The organism is Luteitalea pratensis (genome assembly GCF_001618865.1).
GTDB lineage: Bacteria > Acidobacteriota > Vicinamibacteria > Vicinamibacterales > Vicinamibacteraceae > Luteitalea > Luteitalea pratensis.
Genome location: NZ_CP015136.1, coordinates 4,027,613 through 4,044,982 on the forward strand (window position 1 = coordinate 4,027,613; position 17,370 = coordinate 4,044,982).

At 65.7% G+C, this 17,370-nt stretch carries 13 protein-coding genes; 7 read left to right on the forward strand and 6 right to left on the reverse strand.

Features of this window, described 5'->3' with window-relative positions; genetic code table 11:
• Positions 1-7: 7 nt before the first annotated feature.
• Both LuPra_RS16500 and LuPra_RS16505 read left to right on the forward strand, forming a co-directional pair.
• Positions 8-1,003 (forward strand): glycosyltransferase family 4 protein, encoded by a 996-nt coding sequence (locus tag LuPra_RS16500; protein ID WP_157899281.1) that lies wholly within the window; start codon positions 8-10, stop codon positions 1,001-1,003.
• Positions 997-2,307, forward strand: a complete 1,311-nt coding sequence (locus LuPra_RS16505; protein WP_110171755.1) for a putative O-glycosylation ligase, exosortase A system-associated — start codon at positions 997-999, stop codon at positions 2,305-2,307. The genes LuPra_RS16500 and LuPra_RS16505 overlap by 7 nt, the downstream gene beginning before the upstream one ends.
• A 255-nt stretch (positions 2,308-2,562) precedes the next feature.
• Here LuPra_RS16505 and LuPra_RS16510 read toward each other — a convergent pair whose 3' ends face one another.
• Together LuPra_RS16510 and LuPra_RS16515 are read right to left on the reverse strand one after the other, a co-directional pair.
• Complete coding sequence (locus LuPra_RS16510; RefSeq protein WP_157899282.1) at positions 2,563-4,038, reverse strand: twin-arginine translocation signal domain-containing protein; 1,476 nt, start codon at positions 4,036-4,038, stop codon at positions 2,563-2,565.
• A 20-nt stretch (positions 4,039-4,058) separates the two neighbouring features.
• Complete coding sequence (locus LuPra_RS16515; protein ID WP_157899283.1) at positions 4,059-4,880, reverse strand: glycosyltransferase family 2 protein; 822 nt, start codon at positions 4,878-4,880, stop codon at positions 4,059-4,061.
• 247 nt (positions 4,881-5,127) lie between these two features.
• On the opposite strand from LuPra_RS16515, the gene LuPra_RS16520 reads away from it, so the two are divergent.
• From LuPra_RS16520 to LuPra_RS16540, 5 genes are read left to right on the forward strand one after another with little or no spacing between them, the layout of a single operon-like run.
• Positions 5,128-6,342, forward strand: a complete 1,215-nt coding sequence (locus tag LuPra_RS16520) for a glycosyltransferase family 87 protein (protein ID WP_157899284.1) — start codon at positions 5,128-5,130, stop codon at positions 6,340-6,342.
• A 2-nt stretch (positions 6,343-6,344) separates the two neighbouring features.
• The gene (locus LuPra_RS16525; protein WP_110171759.1) at positions 6,345-7,484 is read left to right on the forward strand and encodes a glycosyltransferase; all 1,140 of its coding nucleotides are present in this window, start codon (positions 6,345-6,347) and stop codon (positions 7,482-7,484) included.
• Positions 7,481-8,500, forward strand: a complete 1,020-nt coding sequence (locus tag LuPra_RS16530) for a glycosyltransferase family 2 protein (RefSeq protein ID WP_110171760.1) — start codon at positions 7,481-7,483, stop codon at positions 8,498-8,500. The genes LuPra_RS16525 and LuPra_RS16530 overlap by 4 nt, the downstream gene beginning before the upstream one ends.
• Complete coding sequence (locus tag LuPra_RS16535) at positions 8,497-9,684, forward strand: glycosyltransferase (protein ID WP_162271424.1); 1,188 nt, start codon at positions 8,497-8,499, stop codon at positions 9,682-9,684. The genes LuPra_RS16530 and LuPra_RS16535 overlap by 4 nt, the downstream gene beginning before the upstream one ends.
• Positions 9,681-10,250, forward strand: a complete 570-nt coding sequence (locus LuPra_RS16540; protein WP_110171762.1) for an acyltransferase — start codon at positions 9,681-9,683, stop codon at positions 10,248-10,250. Before LuPra_RS16535 ends, LuPra_RS16540 begins: the two co-directional genes overlap by 4 nt.
• A 100-nt stretch (positions 10,251-10,350) precedes the next feature.
• On the opposite strand, the gene LuPra_RS16545 is transcribed toward LuPra_RS16540, so the two are convergent.
• The 4 genes from LuPra_RS16545 to LuPra_RS16560 all read right to left on the reverse strand — a co-directional run bounded on the left by LuPra_RS16545 (position 10,351) and on the right by LuPra_RS16560 (position 17,369).
• Positions 10,351-12,831: a hypothetical protein gene (locus LuPra_RS16545; protein WP_234800429.1), complete on the reverse strand. Its 2,481-nt coding sequence runs from the start codon at positions 12,829-12,831 to the stop codon at positions 10,351-10,353.
• A gap of 86 nt (positions 12,832-12,917) precedes the next feature.
• Positions 12,918-14,513 (reverse strand): carbamoyltransferase C-terminal domain-containing protein, encoded by a 1,596-nt coding sequence (locus LuPra_RS16550; protein WP_157899285.1) that lies wholly within the window; start codon positions 14,511-14,513, stop codon positions 12,918-12,920.
• Entirely contained in the window at positions 14,488-16,317 is a 1,830-nt protein-coding gene (locus tag LuPra_RS16555; RefSeq protein ID WP_110171764.1) for a carbamoyltransferase family protein, read from the reverse strand. Before LuPra_RS16555 ends, LuPra_RS16550 begins: the two co-directional genes overlap by 26 nt.
• Positions 16,314-17,369, reverse strand: a complete 1,056-nt coding sequence (locus tag LuPra_RS16560) for a polysaccharide deacetylase family protein (RefSeq protein WP_110171765.1) — start codon at positions 17,367-17,369, stop codon at positions 16,314-16,316. The genes LuPra_RS16555 and LuPra_RS16560 overlap by 4 nt, the downstream gene beginning before the upstream one ends.
• Between the last annotated feature and the right edge of the window lies 1 nt (position 17,370).

Consider the following 17,370-nt stretch of genomic DNA (forward strand, 5'->3'; position numbering starts at 1 on the left):
GTGGGCAATGGCACATGGCATTCCCTGGTTCGTCGCGCCGTCCGGCGGTAGTCGCGCTGTGCGCGGCCGGGCGGGGACGTATCGCAATGCCGTCGAACTGGCGACCGCCGCGTGGCACGTCGCCGCAATCCATGCCGAGGCGGTGACCTGCTACCCCCCCGTCGGCCTGATCGGCGGCCTGCTCCGTGTGCCGAGGATCTGTCACGTTCAGTTCCCGCCGGCGCCCGGCGAACTCGAGTGGGCGCTGCGGTACGGAGCCGAGGCCGTGGTCACCGTGTACGAACACCAGGCTCGCGAAATTCGCGGGCACGTGCCAGCCCACATTCCGGTCATTCCCATTCCCAATGGCATCGACGTGGAGCATTACGCCGCGCCGGACCCGTCACCCGAGGCGACGGCGGCGTTGCGTGAGGGAGCATCGCATACCGCCGTGCTCGTCGGGCACGTCAGCGAAGTCAAGGGCTATCCCACGTACCTTCGTGCCGCGAAGCTGGTACTCGAGCGCTTCCCCCAGGCCCTGTTCCTGTGCGCTGGAGGCGAGACTGTCGGCGTCGGCTACACCGATCGCATGCGACATCTCGCAGCGGAGCTGGGCGTCTCGCCGCGAGTCCGCTTCCTGGGCCCGCTGCCCGATGTGCGCGTCGCGCTACGCGCTGCGGACTTGTTCGTATTGCCGTCGGAGCAAGAGGGACTTCCCCTGGCGGCCCTCGAAGCGATGAGTTGCGGGAGGGCGGTGATTTCCACGCCAGTCAACGGTGTGCCCGAGGCGGTCCAGGCTGGAGTGACCGGCCTACTGGTACCGCCCCGTGATGCCGAAGCGCTCGCCGCGGCAATTGTCACGCTATTCACTGATGCGTCACGCCGCGCCGAGATGGGCCGCCAGGGGGTGCGCCGGGTACGCGAGCGTTTCGGCGTCCAACGCGTCCAGCAAAGACTCAACAGCCTGTATCGTGAGCTCACCGACGCCAAAGCAGCGACGGCTGGCGGGAAAACGCCATGCTGAGAAGCATCTTCGTGGCGGCCATCATCGCGATTGGCGTCGTCTCGAGCTTTCGCGGTCCGTTCTACGCGCTGCTGTTCTACCTCTGGTTCGCATACTTCAGACCGGAGGGGTGGCTTCACACCAACTGGGTCAGCGGGCTTCGTCTCTCGCTGATCGCCGGCATTCTCGCGTTGGTGATGGCGGTCGTGCGCCCAGACGACCTCAAGCCCCGGTTGAACCTGGGGGTCTGCCTGCTCCTTGTCGCCCTGGTGCAGACCTTCGCGTCAACGCTGAATAGTGTCGCACCCGACTGGTCGATGGTCTGGTGGCTGGAATTTGCGAAACTCATCATTATCGGTCTGCTGATCACCGCGGCAGTGAACACGCCACAACGACTGCGGATCGCGGTTTTCGTCATCGTCTTGTCTCTTGGTTTCGAGGCCGTCAAGCAGGGGTGGGTACAGTTGCTGCGGAACCCCGGCGGGTCCAACGCGAACGAACACTTCGTCCTCGGCGACAACAACGGAGTCGCACTTGGCATGTTCATGTTGGCTCCGCTGGCCGGGGCACTTGTCGCGACCTCGAGAGGCCTGGAGCGACGGTGGCATCAGATGTTCCTTGGCGGGCTGGTCCTCAGAGGACTGTCGACCTATTCCAGAGGCGGATTTCTGACGGCCATCGCCGTCGCCATTTTCTCGACTGCTCGGGCGCGGCATCGCTTCCGAATGCTGCTGGCCGCCGCTGTTCTGACGGGCATCTTCCTGGCCCTCATGCCCCAAAGGTTCTGGGACCGCATGGAGACCATTACCGCTTCCGAACAGGAGCGGGATTCCTCAACGTCGGGGCGGCTGCATTTCTGGCAACTGGCCATCACCATGGCCGCAGAGCACCCGCTGACAGGCGTGGGATTCAACGCCTACTCGCGCGCCTATGACGATTACGACACTTCGGGGGGACTGTACGGCCGCAGCAGAGCGGTGCACAGCACGTGGTTCGGCATGCTCGCGGAAAATGGCTACCCCGGAGCCTTAGTCTTTCTGTGCTTGCTCATCGTCGCATTCCTTAACACGCGAGCGGCGATCCGATATGCACGAGGGACGGCAGATGGCACTGTCATCCAAGCCCTGGGCCGAGGACTCCAGGGCAGTCTGATCGCATTCGTGGTTGGCGGCAGCTTCGTGAATGGGATGTACATGGAGCTCATCTGGCACATCTTCTGCCTCTCTACCGCGCTGCGACAGGTGGCCTTGGAGATGCCGCCATCAGATGCTGGCATGAGTGCGGCGCAGGAACCGGCAGCAACTTCAGAAGGACAGTGGGCGTAGAGGCCACCTGAACCAGTCGCTGGGCCCAGGTTGTGGACGTCTGTCATGGCTGGAGACGGTTCGGGCGATAGCCATCGAACTGCACGATCGCGAAGCGCTAACTAACGCTGTTCTCGTCGGCGGTAGAGGCGCTGGGAGGGACGACGAAGACGACCGGCGAGGTGACTCTTTGGCGCCGAGAATGAGTTGTTGGGACGGAAGAAAGCGGGGGCCCAGGCTGGGCGCCCCCACGACGCGCCGAAAGGACCGCGATGATTAGGTGACCTGGAACACGTGAATCATCGGGCGAGACTCAATCCGGTCGGTCACACCGGGGTAGTCGCCGCCGCGTTCGGCAAGATAGAGTCGGCGCGTCGCCTTGTCGAACCATGCCCCGCCGATATAGTTGCCGGCATCGTCCCATCGCGGATTCTGGTTGAAGAAGTCGTTGTAGACGTCGATCTGCGTTCGGTGAGGCACGTCCCAAGGGTTGGTTCGCCCGCTCAATGAGTTGGCCAGGTCGTTCTGGTGATAAACGAGCCACATCAATCGCTGACCAGAACTACCGTCACCTGGTGTATTGGGATCGTGCCGGATGTCGAGATGACCGTGGCAGCATTGCTTGGCTCCGTACCATTGGTGAACGATCGGTTGCTTCGTCGTCGGCCAATCCAGGTTGGCGAAAAAGCAGACACCATGCTTGTCCGGTAGGTCAATCCACGCGGCGGCGAAACACCCGTCGAGGTACCACAGGTTGTTTCCGGGCTGGTCCCAGAAGCCGTTCGAGCACTCGTACGCGGGATTCCCTGGAATGTTCGACCCCGGTGTCCTGCCCCAACCGCAGTAGCGATAGGGTCCCGGTCGCGACTTGCGGTGGTCAATGTCATGCTTCAGCGCAGTTCGAGCTCGAACCGAATATTTCGGACTCGGCCCTCCAGGTCCCGCGCTCGCCGTCTGAACGATGTCTGGCGGCCTTGTCGTGTAGTCAGAAATGCGCTCGCCCGGAAACAGGACGGGCCCCCACGGGGCGGTTGCGTTGCCTGACGTCGTTCCTGCACCCATTCCTATCGTGTAGCCGCCGCAGTACTTGTCAGCGAACCCCTTCGGTATGTCCAGCATGTAGCCACCAGACATCTTGCTTCCGGCTTGCGTGCGCCAGTTGCCAAAGGAACTGGCCGTTCCAGTCTGGTCATTGAATACCGCACAGCCAAGGGACGGGTCGTTCCAACCCGAGACGTTGTAGACTGCGCCGTAGGCGTACCAGACTCCATTCATCGTTGGGTCCCAGAGCAGGCCACGGACACGGCGCCCATTCGTATCCACGACCGGCAGTCCGCCAGCGTAGATGTTGCCCCAGCGGCGGACGAAGGTCGCGTGGGTCGGCGCAAGATGGTTCATGGAGAAGGTCGCTGGCGGGGAAATCTCGTAGACGTGATCCCCGGTCAGAAAGTCGGGCGGGCACTGGTGTGATCCGGTGAGAAGGAGCCGCGTCTCGCCGTTGACAACCCGCCCGGTCATGGCCGCGCCAGAGTACCCCCAGCGCGTGACACCAATAATATCGGCACCGACTGAAAACATACCGAGATAGCGAAAATCGGAAGCGCTCACGAGTGGCGGATCGGTGCGCAAGTTCAGCGGGTTGCTGGGCTGAGCGCCAACGGGCGCGGCCAGGGCAGCAGCTGCGAGACCAGAGGCGGTCGTCAAGAACTTGCGGCGAGAGGGCATGTTGAGTAGGTCTGAGATATCGTGCATGGCTGTGCTGATCTTGGTCCTCAACGTCCCAACTGCTTGAGGTGATGAAATAGCCTTAGGTTATCTTTCGTGAAGCGATCCGGCGCCTCTCGGACGGGTCCAATGAAGGGGCCCTCATAGGTCGCGAGGTCGTCGATGAAGTCTGCGTCGAACCAGTCATGCGGTCGAAAGTTGTAGATGAACTGAGGAATCCAGGGGCCTCGGCGATTCTGTTTTCGCAGGCCGTCCTCCCGCCATTTTTTACGCATCTGCGCCGCATCACGTACTGCGCCGAAATGGTGCAACGTCAGCGCGTCAGACCGTACCGCCGGCCAGGGTTGTTCGCCGATCTGGGCGCTGGATCCGTCTCCGACGTAGTGCACGTCCGGTCGATTGCGATGGAGAATCCACTTGTGGGTGATCCATCGGATTTTCTCCGGAGCCGCGTGATAGACCCTGTAGTTGCCATAGAAGTTGGTGAACTTCACAGGCAGGATGTCTTCGCTGGCGGTACGTATCTGTTCGTGGAGCCTGGCGAATTCCCACTCCGGGATGAACTCGTCACAGTCGAGCTTCAGGCACCAGTCGCCGGTGCAGTGCCTCCTGGCATCGTCAGAGAACCGTGCCCACCACGCCGGCGACGGCGTGTCGTCCCAAGCGTGCCTGAACACCTTGATCTTCGGGTCGATGCTGGAAACGAGCTCGAGCGTGCCGTCGTCGGAGTGCCCTTCATTGACGATGATCTCGTCGGCTAGTGGCAGGTGATGCTGGAGCATTTCCCGCACCGGAAAATCCATCCTCACCACGTTACGTACCGACGTGTACAGCGACAGCCGCATTCCTTGTTCTTTCAGCCGGGACACACGAATCAGGACTGGCGGGCCCTGTGCCCATGTCGACCAGGCGCACCATGGACTTGGTGTAAAGTGGCGACGCCATCATGTGCTGCCGTCGGGAGACCGTGCAACACCGCCCATGCGCCAAGTGTGCATGCAAGCCGTGGACCATTTGCAACGACTGCGCGACGGACTCTCCAGCCGAGCCTTCCGTCCGAAATCCCGACACGCTCGGCCACCCCGGCACATGATCGCTCGACACACAGCCGCTAGCATGGCGTTGACGATCGTGCTGGCGTGCCTGGCACTCGCCTACCAGACAAAGGGGTACGTCTCTCTGGTCGTAGGGGACGCGAAAAGCTCAGCTATCGACCTTCGGCAAAAATGGGTCGAGCATCGGTACTTCCTGCACGGGGTGAACCCGTTCGACATCTGGATGCAGCATGGTCCATGGAGGGACTCTGACAGGGTGGCTCGCTTTGCTGGGCGGCCGCCGGCCCCATATTCGGAGACTATCGGCTTCGGCGACCCGGCGAATCCACCGTGGGCGTACCCGGGTGGGTTGCTGTGGTTCTGGCCTTCATGGCCCGCGGTACGCATCTACTATGCGCTACTGAATTTCGCTGCCTCGATCACGATTTTGGGTTGGGCGTGGAATGGGGCCAGGGTTCATGGCACGCGGGCGGCCGGCTTGGTCTGCGCTGCCTGCGCGGCGATGAGCGCCGCCGGCACGGCGGTCGACGTCGGGCAATACAGCCTGCTGATCACGGGATTGCTCGTCCTCGTCTTGCAGTTGGACGGGCTTGGCCGCGCGGTCCCTGCAGGGGTTCTCCTGTTGCTGGCACTGGCGAAGCCCACGCTGAGCGTCCCCTTCTTGCTGGCAGTGGCGGCCAACGGACGAATCCCAATGCTCGCGGCGGTCGCATCCACCGGGGCACTGGCGACCCTCATGACATGGTGGCGGCTCGCGACTGACCCGGTCACCATGCTGCGCCAGCTTTCTGTCGTGGGGGAATACCTGGCGCCGGCCAGTCAACTGTCCTTTCAAAGCGTCGCCACCGATGTCGGGCTTGGCGGCGGCGCAGCCCTCGCCGTGCCTGTCCTTGCATGCGCCGCCCTCCTTGCGGTGCCGTTGGTGCGCCTCCGGAGGACGTCGTTGACGAACCTGTTCGCCTTCAGCGCAGTCGCGGCGCGTCTGTGGACATACCACCGCCCCTACGATGATGTGATTCTCATTTTCCTGCTGGTCCCGTTGCTGCTCCGATACTACGAAACGGAGGATAACTGGATAGGTGGGGCGTCGCTGTGTGTCGGGCTGACTCTCTGGAGCCCTGGACGTCTGCAGTCACACAGCGTCGTTCAAGCAGTTCAGTTGATTGTCTGGGTGGTTGCAGCCATTGCGCTCTATCGCAGTCTCTTGAGCGATCTGCCTTCGAGACAGAGGGCTGAAGGCAAGGGCAGCGCCGCGAACACCGAGTCCCCGATCTAGGCATGGGGAGCGAGAGTATCTCGATCGCTTTCGTATTGCACGTCATGCAAGTCGCAGGGGCCGAGGTGCTCGTGGCTGAGACGATCAGGCGGCTCGGTTCACGTGTCGAACCCGTCGTGATCTGCCTCGACGCGGTGGGCCAGCTTGGCGAGATCATGCGCAGGGAGGGCGTGGAAGTGCTGTCCCTGGATCGCAATCCCGGTGTCGATCTGGGTGTCAGTATGCGGATGGCGGCCATCCTGCGCAATCGACACGTGCGAGTGATCCACGCGCACCAGTACACCCCATTCTTCTACGCGGCCTTGGCCAAACCCCTGGTGGGCCACAAGACCTGGCTGATGCTGACTGAGCACGGCCGTCATTATCCGGACGTGGTTTCCGCGAAGCGTCGGCTTGCGAATCGCTGGGTCCTCAGTCACTTCGCCGACGACGTCAACGCCGTCGCCGGTTTCAGTGCCCGCGCCCTCCACGACAGGGACGGATTCCCGCTGCCGATTGATGTCATCGAGAATGGCATCGACGTGCTCGCCTACGACCCCGTCGCGGACAAGCACGCCGCCAAGAGCATGGTCAGTCTCGACCCAACGCGTCGCCATGTCGCCTGCATCGCGCGCTTCCACCCCGTCAAGGACCACGCGATGCTGCTGCGTGCCTTCGCCCTGGTGTGCGGCGAGGTCGAAGACGTGGACCTGGTCCTGGCCGGCGACGGCCAACTCCGCTCCGAACTCGAGCGGCAGGCGGCCGAACTTGGGATCACGCCGCGCGTGCACTTCCTGGGCGTGCGCCGCGACGTCCCGAACCTCCTGCGGGCCGCCGACGTGTTCGCGCTGACCTCGGTGAGCGAAGGGGCCTCCATCACGGTGCTCGAGGCGATGGCGTCCGGTGTGCCGAGCGTCGTCACCGATGTCGGTGGTAATCCGGAACTCGTGCGGCAAGGACGCGATGGCCTCCTGGTGCCGCGCGGCGATCATCGAGCTGCCGCGACAGCCCTCCTGCAGTTGTTGCGCAATCCGACGCTGACTGCCCAGCTCGGCGCGAGTGCTCGAGAGCGGGCTCTCGAGACTTTTCAGCTGAATCGCACCATCGAGCGTTACCGCGATCGCTACGTCGAGGGGCACCGGCGGGTCACGGGCCACGCGTGAGCACCAGGGAAACGCGCCTGTCCGTGGTCATCCCCGTGCGCGACGACGCGCGGCGGCTCGACGCCTGTCTGCAGTCGCTGTTGGCGCAGCCAGGTGGAGTCGACGTCCCGGTGATCGTCGCCGACAACGGCTCGAAGGACGACACGCCGGACGTGGCCCTCCGCCATGGCGCTACGCTGCTGACGCTGCCGGGCCTCTCGGTGGCGCAGATGCGCAATCGGGCGGTGGCGCGAACGACGACCCCACTGGTGGGACTCGTGGATGCCGACCACGTGCTGGCGCCCGGCTGGCTCGAGGCGAGCCTTGACGCGCTTGCCGATCCGAGCGTGGCGGCGGCGGGCGCGCCATATCATGCGCCGACGCCGGGAACGTGGGTGCAGCGCGCATACGACCGGTTCCGCATCAGGCCGCAGCGGCGAGAAGACACCGATTGGCTCGGCAGCGGCAACCTGGTCATTCGTCGCGACGTCTTCACCAGTCTTGGCGGCTTCGATGAGGGTCTGGAGACCTGTGAGGACGTCGACCTGTGCAATCGCGTGCGGCGGGCGGGGCTGAGGCTGGTCGGTGATCCGGGCATGCGCAGCGTGCACCTCGGAGATCCATCGACGCTCAAAGCGCTCTTTCTCAGCGAGCTGTGGCGGGGACGGGACAACATCCGCGTGTCGCTGCGAGGGCCTTTGACGTTGCGTGCCCTCCCGAGTCTCGTGACACCGATCGCCGTCCTTGCCGCGTTGGTGCTCGTCGTCGTCGGCCTCGCAGTGACGATGGCGAGGGTCTCTGCAGGCACGCATGCGGAGGGCGGCGCCGGCCGCGCGTTGCTCGGGGCGGCATTGGCGCTGGTCAGCGCGTCCATCATGGTGCGAGCGCTTCGCATGGGACGTCGCAATACCCGGTCATGGACCGACGTCCTCGGAAACATCGCGGTCGCGGCGGTCTACGAGATCGCCCGCGCCCTCGCGCTCGTCGTCCGGGCATCCCACGGCACGCGTCGCCGAGGCGAGGCGAGCACGCCGTGAACCGACCGATTCGTATCCTCGAACTCCGGTCCGTCTGGGGTACCGGCGGTGGGCCGGAAAAGACAATCCTGCTCGGCGCCGCGCGGGCCGATCCGCAGTGCTTCGCGGTCACGGTCTGCTACGTCCGCGACGATCGTGACACCGTGTATGGGATCGACAACCGCGCGGCGTCTCTGCCGATCGACTACGTCGAGATTCGCGAGAGGAATTCCTTCGACCCGGCTGTCGTCGGCAAACTGCGCGCGCTGATCCTCGAGCGTCGGATCGACATCGTCCACGCGCACGACTACAAGACCGACGCGCTGAACTGGTGGTTGGCTCGACGTCTGCCGTTCATCCCGCTGACCACGGCGCACGGGTGGACCGGGCACAGTGCCAGGGAACGGCTGGCCTACTACCCGTTGGACAAGTGGCTGATCGCACGGCATCCGAGGGTGCTCGCGGTATCGAGCGAGATCAAGCAGGCGCTGCTGTCGGCGGGAGCACGTGCCGACCGCATCGACGTCGTGCTGAACGCCATCGACCCGAAGGCATTCGCGCGTGACCGTTCGCGCGATGCCGACGCACGCGCGGCTCTCGGCCTGCCCACCAACGGTCGCGTCATCGGTACGGTAGGGCGCCTGGAGCCCCAGAAGAACTTCACGCTGCTGATCGACGTGTTCGCCCGTGTCGCCAAGGACCAGCCCGATACCACGTTGGTGATCGCTGGCGACGGCAGCGCGCGTGGCGCCCTCGAACGACAGGTGCAGGCAACCGGGCTCGGCCCGCGACTCCGCCTCCTCGGCCATCAGGGCGATATCGCTCGCGTCCATCACGCTCTCGACCTGTTCGTGCAGTCGTCAGATTACGAAGGCACGCCCAACGCGGTGCTCGAAGCCATGGCGTTCGAGAATCCCATCGTTGCGACAGCCGCTGGAGGCACGGCGGAGATTGCCCGCGACGGCCAGGAGGCGTGGATCGTGCCGTGCGGCGATGGGAGTGCGCTCGAGTCGGCGCTCCGGGAAGCGCTGCGCGGTCCCGCGCGGGCCCGCGCGCTGGCCAGCAGGGCTCGCGCCCGCATCGACGGCGAACTGTCGTTCCAGGCACGGATGGCACGCGTCGAGCGGATCTACGAAGAACTGGTGGCACGCTATCCGGCCGTGCCATCGGGCCGCCGGGTGCCTGCCTCCGAGATGCGGCCATGAAAGGTGTCCTGCATGTCGTCGCGACCATCTGGGTGGTGCCCAGGTATTTGACGTGGCTGTTGATGGCGCAGGCTGTCGGGCCGGACCGGGCGCTGCTTGGCGCATCGCAGGGACTGGCAAGGATTCCGGGGCTGCGCGGACGATACCAACGCGTGGCGTTCCTGCGGCTCGTGCTCGATCACTGCGACAGGTCGGCGTGTGTGGAGTACGGGACGCTGTTCTCGCAGACGGGCGCGCGGATCGGCGCCAACGCCTACATCGGCCCGTACTGCCAGATCGGAAGGGCAGAGATCGGTGAAGACACGATGCTGGCCGCCGGCGTCCACGTGCCCAGCGGACCGGACACCCACGGCACTGCGAGCCTGACCGTCCCCATGCGACTGCAGCCAGGCAGCCTGCGGACTGTGCGCGTCGGCCGCGACTGCTGGATTGGCAGCGCCGCCGTCGTGATGGCCGATGTTGGCGAGCAGACGATCGTGGCTGCGGGGGCGGTCGTGACACAGAACCTGCCGGCGCGCGTCATCGCCGGCGGTGTTCCGGCCAGGGTGCTGAGGGGGCGGGAGTGAAGCCCCGAAGGTAGGGACCGCTCTCCGAGCGGTCCATCGCTAGACGGCCACGACAACGGGACCGTTTCGGCGTGGAGGTGGACGGCTCGGAGAGCCGTCCCTACCACACGATCGACGTGAGCAAGGCGACGGCTCCAGCCAGTGTCGCCGTGGCGACGGCCCCGGTGATCATCTTTGCGCGCTTCATCGCTCGCGCCTTCTGAGGAACGAATACCTCGTGTGGCGGCCACGTGGCGGGGGTCACCGACGGAACCGGCGCCGACGCGTCACGGTTGGCCAGCGCCCACGCGTGTCGCCAGCCATGCGCGAGCAGCAGGATCACCGGACGCGCGAGCGACTTGCGTCGATCGGCCGTCAGGGTATCGACCGAATAGCGGAAGAAGAAGTCCGCGCGCTCGAAGAAACGCTCGCGCTCCGCTCCGGAGGCGTGCAGCGCCGCGTACATGAACACCTCGCTCTTGCGGATGTCCTGCGCGGGCCACGTCTCGGTCGGGAACTCCAGCACCTCGGGCTTTTCGAGGTACGGGTACTCGTGTTCCGCCATCCACCGTGCGAAATGCAGCAGCGTCTCGCGAGCATAGGCGTAAGCGGCATCGAGACGTCCGAGTTCGGCGCGGTAGTCGAGGTACTTGCCGAGCGACTGCAGGAACATCGTGTAGAACCATTTGCGCTCGATGTCCGGCAGGTTCAACGCGGCGATGTCCTGTCGTGGGTGGACGGCGCGGCGGATGACCTGATCGGCCTTCTCGAGGAACCGCGCATCGCCGCTCAGGCGATGTGCGTCGATGAGCGCGTTGAGCGAGTTGCCCGATCCCCGGCCGGGCCCATGGTAGAACTCGCTTGCCGACGCCGTCGCCAACCCGGTATGGCCGCCGTCCAGCCACTTGAACGGGGTCTTCGTGCCATCGTCGATGTCGATGACGAACTGACCGAGCGCGATCGCGGTCTCGCGGCTGAGCGGGTTCCCGGTCAGGAACCAGTGCGTCATCAAGCCGGTGGTGTAGTTCTGCTCGGAGGCGGGTCCGCCGCCGTGCGAGCCCGCAGCCTTGGGGTAGGTGCGATGGGTCGCCTTGCCGGCGTCGATGTAATGCACCGTGTGCCAGAAGAGGCCGTTGTTGTAGGCGGCCTTGTCCTCGGTGGTGTGGTAGATGTCCACGTCCACCACGTGGCTGGCGAGCGCGTCACAATGCGGCCACCAACGAGGGTCGCCACTGCGCAGGAACTGCACGGCGAATCCGAAGACCGGGTCGTACTGGTTGTTGTAGTGCGAGACGAGCGGTTCGGGGCCCTGGTGGCGTACCGCCTCGTGATCGCCGTAGATGTCGCCGAAATGGCGCCACCCGTACTCGTCGACCCGTTCGCGCTTGTGCGCGAACGTGTCGGCGCCTTCGATCGCCTGACGGACGAGGGCGATGTACGCGGCGTGTGGATCGCGCGCCTCCGGGAGCAGCTGCGCGATGGCGCCGGTCGCGGCCGTCCAGGCTGGATCGATGACGGGAACGAGCGGCGAGCGCCACCAGTCGAGCGCGACGTCCGTGATGCCGTCGTCGCCGAACGCGAGGGCGAACACGTGCGTGCGCTGTTCGCCACCCTGCAGTTCATGGCCGTCCGGATACTCGCGCGGCCACAACGAGTAACTCACTCCTTCCGCGTCGATGGCCAGCTGCTTCGGGCAGTTCTGCCAGAACTGCCTCGTGGCCAGCGTGATCGCGCCGGCAGATGTCTGCAGATGGAGGAGTGGCGTCGCTCGCAGCCCGGTGATGCCATCGCTCCGGCGGTACCCACGTATCGTCTGGGGGACTCGGCCGTCTCGATTGACGTGATTGGTCCCCTGCCAGCGCTCGCCGCCGCTCGATTCCTGGTAGAGCGCGAACGGCAGGGCGACACCGGCAAGGTCCTCTCCTGCGTCGGCCGAACACGCCGCCGCCGACACGCGATCCCGGGCCGGAAGGCGGAGCGCGAACGTGACGTCCTCGAGCAGGAGCGAGCCCGAGTCGCCGAGTTCCCAATGGCCGCCGGGATGTTCAGCCTTGCGGGGATTCCGGAGCGTGATCGCCACCTGCATCACCGGCAAGCCGGCGTACACGGTGATCTGCCACTCGACGTACGCGAGGGCCCTGCCGGCGTCCATGTGTTGCCCGCTGGCGCGAATCAGCGCGTGGGACGGACCCGCGCGTTCGACCCACACCCGGTCCACCGACACCGGAATCTCGGCGCCTCCTGCCGCCGTCAGCAACAGCCCGCTGCTGGCGATATCGCAGACCTCACGGCCATCGATGCTTGCGGCCAGCACCGGCCACCGGCCGCCCGTGCCCAGGGTGAGTTGCAGCCGGCCAGTGTCGACCAACACACGCAAGCCGTCGCGCCGAATCAGCGACGGGCGCTGCGAGGCCTTGGTGGCCTCGGCAACGGCGAGCGCCACGCCCGAAGGTGTCGCGTCATCCTGGTTGACGCGGAGGCTGACGAGTGCCCAACGGGCCGAGCCGTCCGACCAGCGATCGAGTACATCGGTCTGCAAGGCGCCGTCGCTGCCGTCGACCCGCAAATCGACATCCTTCACCAGGCCGCGCGGCAGCGGCACCCCGCAGACGACCGGCTCACCTCGACGAGTCAGCGGTGAAGCGGAGGCAAAGGAGAGAACGAACGGAACGTGTGAGTCGGCCGAAGTCACGCAGTCGGGGTTCCTGAACGGAGCAGCCAGTAGTCCTTGAAGACGACGAAGCGGCCCATCACCAGCGCATCCAGGGGCGTGGTGTAGGTGACGGCGAGGGCGTCGATGGGCCGGGCGGCCACCGCGCCGTCAGCCGCCGCCAGTCGACTGACGACCAGTGCGGGGTGGCCGGTGCGCGCCTCGTGATGCGCCAGCAACTGGTGGAATCCCGGGGCGCCGCTGTCACACGCGACCACGAGGTCGATGATCCCGTGCTTGTTCGCGGCTCCATCAAAGGCGGCAGTGTGTGCGGGCGGGACAGTGAGTCGGGCGCGCTGTCCTGGCGCCGGCGCCCGGTCTCCGAAGATGCGCGTGGCGGTCGCGGCGGTGAGCATCACGGTCAACAGGCTGTCGACGGATCGGTGCCGCAGGTACACGTTGACGTTGTCGCGGCTATAGCGTTCCGCCGCATCGGCAACGACCACGCGCGACCCGCAGGGAACGTCCCCGAAGTCGGCGCGCCCCTCGAACCACGCGACGAGCTTGCCAGCGGCAAGCAGGGCGCTGATGCGGTCCATGAGTCGTTCCGGTCGGGGCTCGTAGAGGTAGTCGAGACGCGACGACTCGAGCGCCAGCTTGACGTCAGCCTCCGAGAAGTTTTCTCCGATCCCCTGTAGCCGGACGCCCTCGCCTGGCGCGAGGGCCCCAATCGCGGCACCGATCACGGCGCCACGCGCGTCAGGACAGGGGAGCACGTCGGCCAGTCGATGTCGGCTGACCGCGGGAAGTGTCCCGACGCGGCCGCCGACGATGGCGCGACCGTCGCCGCCGACGTCGTTGAGGATTTCGCGGACGCGAACGAGGAAGGCCGACGCGAGGGCTGCACGCAGCATCTGGGCGCCCACGTGAGGTGAGTCGGCGCTGTCGAGAGCCACGGAGACCGTTGCGGATGCGTCGGCAATCAGCCGCTCCAGTGCTTCACGAGCAACGTCAACTGCGGCCGGGCCCGCCGCCATGACGGGCCGCATGGCGCCGTCCCAGCGCGCCTCGGGCTGGCGGCCCTCCGCGAGGCTCTGCAAGGCGTGCCACGGTTCCCGTCGGCCCTGCCCCAGGGCGGCCGACAGACGAGCCGCAGCGGCGGCCAGGTCCCCGTAGCCCGTGATGTGGACCAATCCGCCATCGCTTGCCAGCCAGGCATCAGCGATCCCGGCATACAGCACCGGTTGGCCTGGTTCGAGCGTCTCCGCGAACGCGCGGGTGGCCCGATCGGCATCCATTGTCGTGGCCGTACCCACGACAAGCCCTCGACCACGCGCGTACGCTTCCACGTCAGCGGGGACCTGCGCGACGCCGCCGACTGCCGGCGTATCGGTCACCAGGCACACTTGTGCGACCTCGTCCCACGACGCCCCGGCCGCTGCCAGGCAGCGCGCCGCGACGACCCACGGGTCGGGCACCGCGAGCAGTCCGATCTCGCGCACACCGACGACGCTGCCTGCGTCGAGCGCGGCAAGCAAGCGACCGCGTGAGCCGACGGCTGCCGCTCCGTGGGAGTGCCAGCCTCCGAGCGCGAGCGTGATCACGCAATCACCGGCGCGAGGACGGGTGGGCAACGAGGTACGGCCCCATGGCCAGGTACTCGAGGTTCCCCTGCAAGAACGCCCGGATGGCATCGTCGGGGGCGCAGACGATCGGCTCCTCGTGCATGTTGAAGCTCGTGTTGATCACCGAGGGCACGCCGGTGAGCTTGTGGAACTCCGTGAGCACCGCATGGAAGCTCGGGTTGGACTCGGGCGTCACCAGTTGCGGCCGGGCGGTGCCGTCCACGTGCACGGCCGCGGGTGAATCCTTGCGCATCTTCTCCGTGCAATCGAAGGTCACGGTCATGAACTGCGCGGCATACTCGGCGCCGTCGATGTTCTTGTAACACTCGTGCCGGTGCTCGCTGAGCGTGGCCGGCGCGAACGGCATGAACTCCGTACGACCCAGGCGCTGATTGAGCCACTGGTTCACTTCGGGCTCGTGCGCGTGATACAGGATCGAACGGTTCCCGAGCGCGCGTGGGCCGTACTCCATGCGCCCGTTGAAGCGGGCGACGACCTTGCCGCTCGCGATGAGCTGGGCGATCTTGGGCTCGATGGTGGGGTAGTGGTCGAAGGGCAACCGCGCCGTGCGGAGCGCGTCCTCGATCTGCTTGTCCGAGTACTCGGGCCCCAGGTAGACATCCTTGACCGCAGCCCACGTCTTGCCTGGCTGGATGAACGGCAACAGGGCGGCACCCGTGCCGCAGCCACCGTCGCCCATGTCGGGATGGATGAAGATCTTCTCGACGCCAGGAATTTCCTTGATGCGCTGGTTCAGCTTGACGTTGGCGACCACACCACCAGACAGCACGACGTTCTTGACACCGGTCTGCTTGACGTAGTGGGCCACGTACGCCGTGGCCACGACTTCGAGCACGTGCTGGTAGGCCGCAGCGACGTCGATCTTCGGGAACTGGCTGGCCAGCATCCGCACGAAGTAGATGTTGTTGGCTTCCTTGATGCGGAAGTCACCGGGCTCCTGGTCGAAGCGTGACAGCAGCAGGTCGCGCAGGATGTAGGGATCGCCGTACGCGGCCAGGCCGACGATCTTCCCTTCATGCCGACTCGGCTTGAATCCGAGTCCCGACGTCACCGACTCGTAGAACGTGCCGAGCGAATGCGGGTACTTGATGCCGTGCAGGCGCGTGATCTCGCCGCCGCGGCCCAGGCTTGCGCTGCCGGCGAGACCGGATCCGTAGCCGTCGAGCGTGATGATCACCGCCTCATCGAAGCCGCTCGTGAAGTACGCGTTGGCCGAGTGCGTCTCGTGGTGCTCGTACCGCTTCAACTTTGGCAGCAGTCCGACATCGGCGAGGCCGTTCTCGAGTTCCTCATGCCACTTCTTGTGATAGTTCGAAGCGCCCTGGCCCCACTGGTCCGAGCCGCGCCGGGCGACGTTGCGTGAGACGAGACTCTCGCTTGCGAGCACCCGATAGGCGAGGTTCTTGACCAGGCTCTTTTCCATCCGCTCGTTCGGATCACCGAGCCCAGGAATGACCTGCGAGCGTTTCGGGACGCGCCCGAGCGCTTCCTTGATCTGCCGCTGCGTGTCTGCCGACTCGGTCTCCCCGAGCCAGCGCGCCTCCTCCTCGAGGCTCTTCGTGAAGAGCCTCGTCTCTTCGTCCCATGGCAGGAACGCGTAACTCACCTCGTCGATCTCTTCGGCGGCCCAGCCCGTGAATTCCATGCCGTCCTGGAGCGACTGCCACGGGAAGCCGTCCTGCAACTTGACGCGGGTGAAGCGCTCTTCGCCGGCGGCATAGACGATGCGGCCGTCCTCCACGAACGTGACGGTGGAGTCCTTGTCGAGGGGAGAGATGCCGAGAACCTTCATGAATGCTGTGCCTGTCCTGCCAGGAACTTCGAGCGGAAGTCCGCGGGCGTCGAGGGGAGCCCCTGCAGCTCCCCGAAGAAGAATGCGCAGTACGCGTCGATGGTGTCGAGGAACTGCTGCAACTGGAGGGCCGAGCGCACGTACGGCGTGTGCCCGACGTCGAGTGAGGGACTGTGGAATGTCAGTGAAAACGTGCGCAGCCCCTCGCGCAAGAGCGTGCGGGTCACGGCCTTCATCTCCTCGAGGGTGGAGGCCTCCGGCGACAACATGATCCGGTTGGTCACGCCGAGCCTCGCCAGGATGCCCGCCGCCTTCACCCGCTCGCCCAGGGAAGAGGCGGCAATGGCCTGCAGAGGAGCCTTCAGGGAACCCGCCCAGCCTGCATACCCGTGGGTGAGGGGCAGCTCGAGCAGGCGGCCCGCCTGCATCATGAACGCCCGCGAGTCGAAGCCGCGGAAGTCCGGCCCTCCATCGTCGGAGGGCGGCAGCGTCGGGTTGATGCTCGCATCCGTGTCGTAGCCATGATCGACCAGCCACGCGAGCGTGTTCGTGCCGAGCCCATACCGGCCGGCCTTGTAGACGAGCGGGGTCACCCCGGCGTGCGAGACGATGGCCTCGTGGAGCGTCGTCAGCTTGCGCATCTCGAGATCGGGGTCGAGGTTGCACGCGTAGCTGTGAAAGCCGTCCACCGGCTCCTCGAAGGGCGGCGTCACCCAGGGGTGCAGGTGGGCGCCAACCTGGCAGCGGTTCGCCTGCGCGAATTCGACGAGGGGCGCGTACCCCTCGTCCTGGGTGGCGACACAGTAGTCGATGACATAGGTCGGCCGGATGGCATAGCGATCGAAGATGGCCTGGCCGCGTTCAACGTGACACATCGCCCGGACACTGGTGCTCGCCCTCGTGAAGGGCGCTCGCCAGTCGAACTCCTCCTCGGTATCCACCACCACGAACAACAGTGGGCGGGTCGACCGGACGCCGAGGTACTCCGCGCCGAGTACCTCGGGCGTAAGCGGGCGCAGGGGCGACGATGCGACGGTTGGGGAGGCACTCACG

What these genes read in the sequence shown, in the direction of transcription:
- LuPra_RS16520 (WP_157899284.1), top strand. Translation starts at nt 5,128, where the DNA reads ATGGCGTTGACGATCGTGCTGGCGTGCCTGGCACTCGCCTACCAGACA.
- LuPra_RS16505 (WP_110171755.1), top strand. Translation starts at nt 997, where the DNA reads ATGCTGAGAAGCATCTTCGTGGCGGCCATCATCGCGATTGGCGTCGTC.
- LuPra_RS16540 (WP_110171762.1), top strand. Translation starts at nt 9,681, where the DNA reads ATGAAAGGTGTCCTGCATGTCGTCGCGACCATCTGGGTGGTGCCCAGG.
- LuPra_RS16510 (WP_157899282.1), bottom strand. Translation starts at nt 4,038, where the DNA reads ATGCACGATATCTCAGACCTACTCAACATGCCCTCTCGCCGCAAGTTC.
- LuPra_RS16525 (WP_110171759.1), top strand. Translation starts at nt 6,345, where the DNA reads ATGGGGAGCGAGAGTATCTCGATCGCTTTCGTATTGCACGTCATGCAA.
- LuPra_RS16500 (WP_157899281.1), top strand. Translation starts at nt 8, where the DNA reads ATGGCACATGGCATTCCCTGGTTCGTCGCGCCGTCCGGCGGTAGTCGC.
- LuPra_RS16555 (WP_110171764.1), bottom strand. Translation starts at nt 16,317, where the DNA reads ATGAAGGTTCTCGGCATCTCTCCCCTCGACAAGGACTCCACCGTCACG.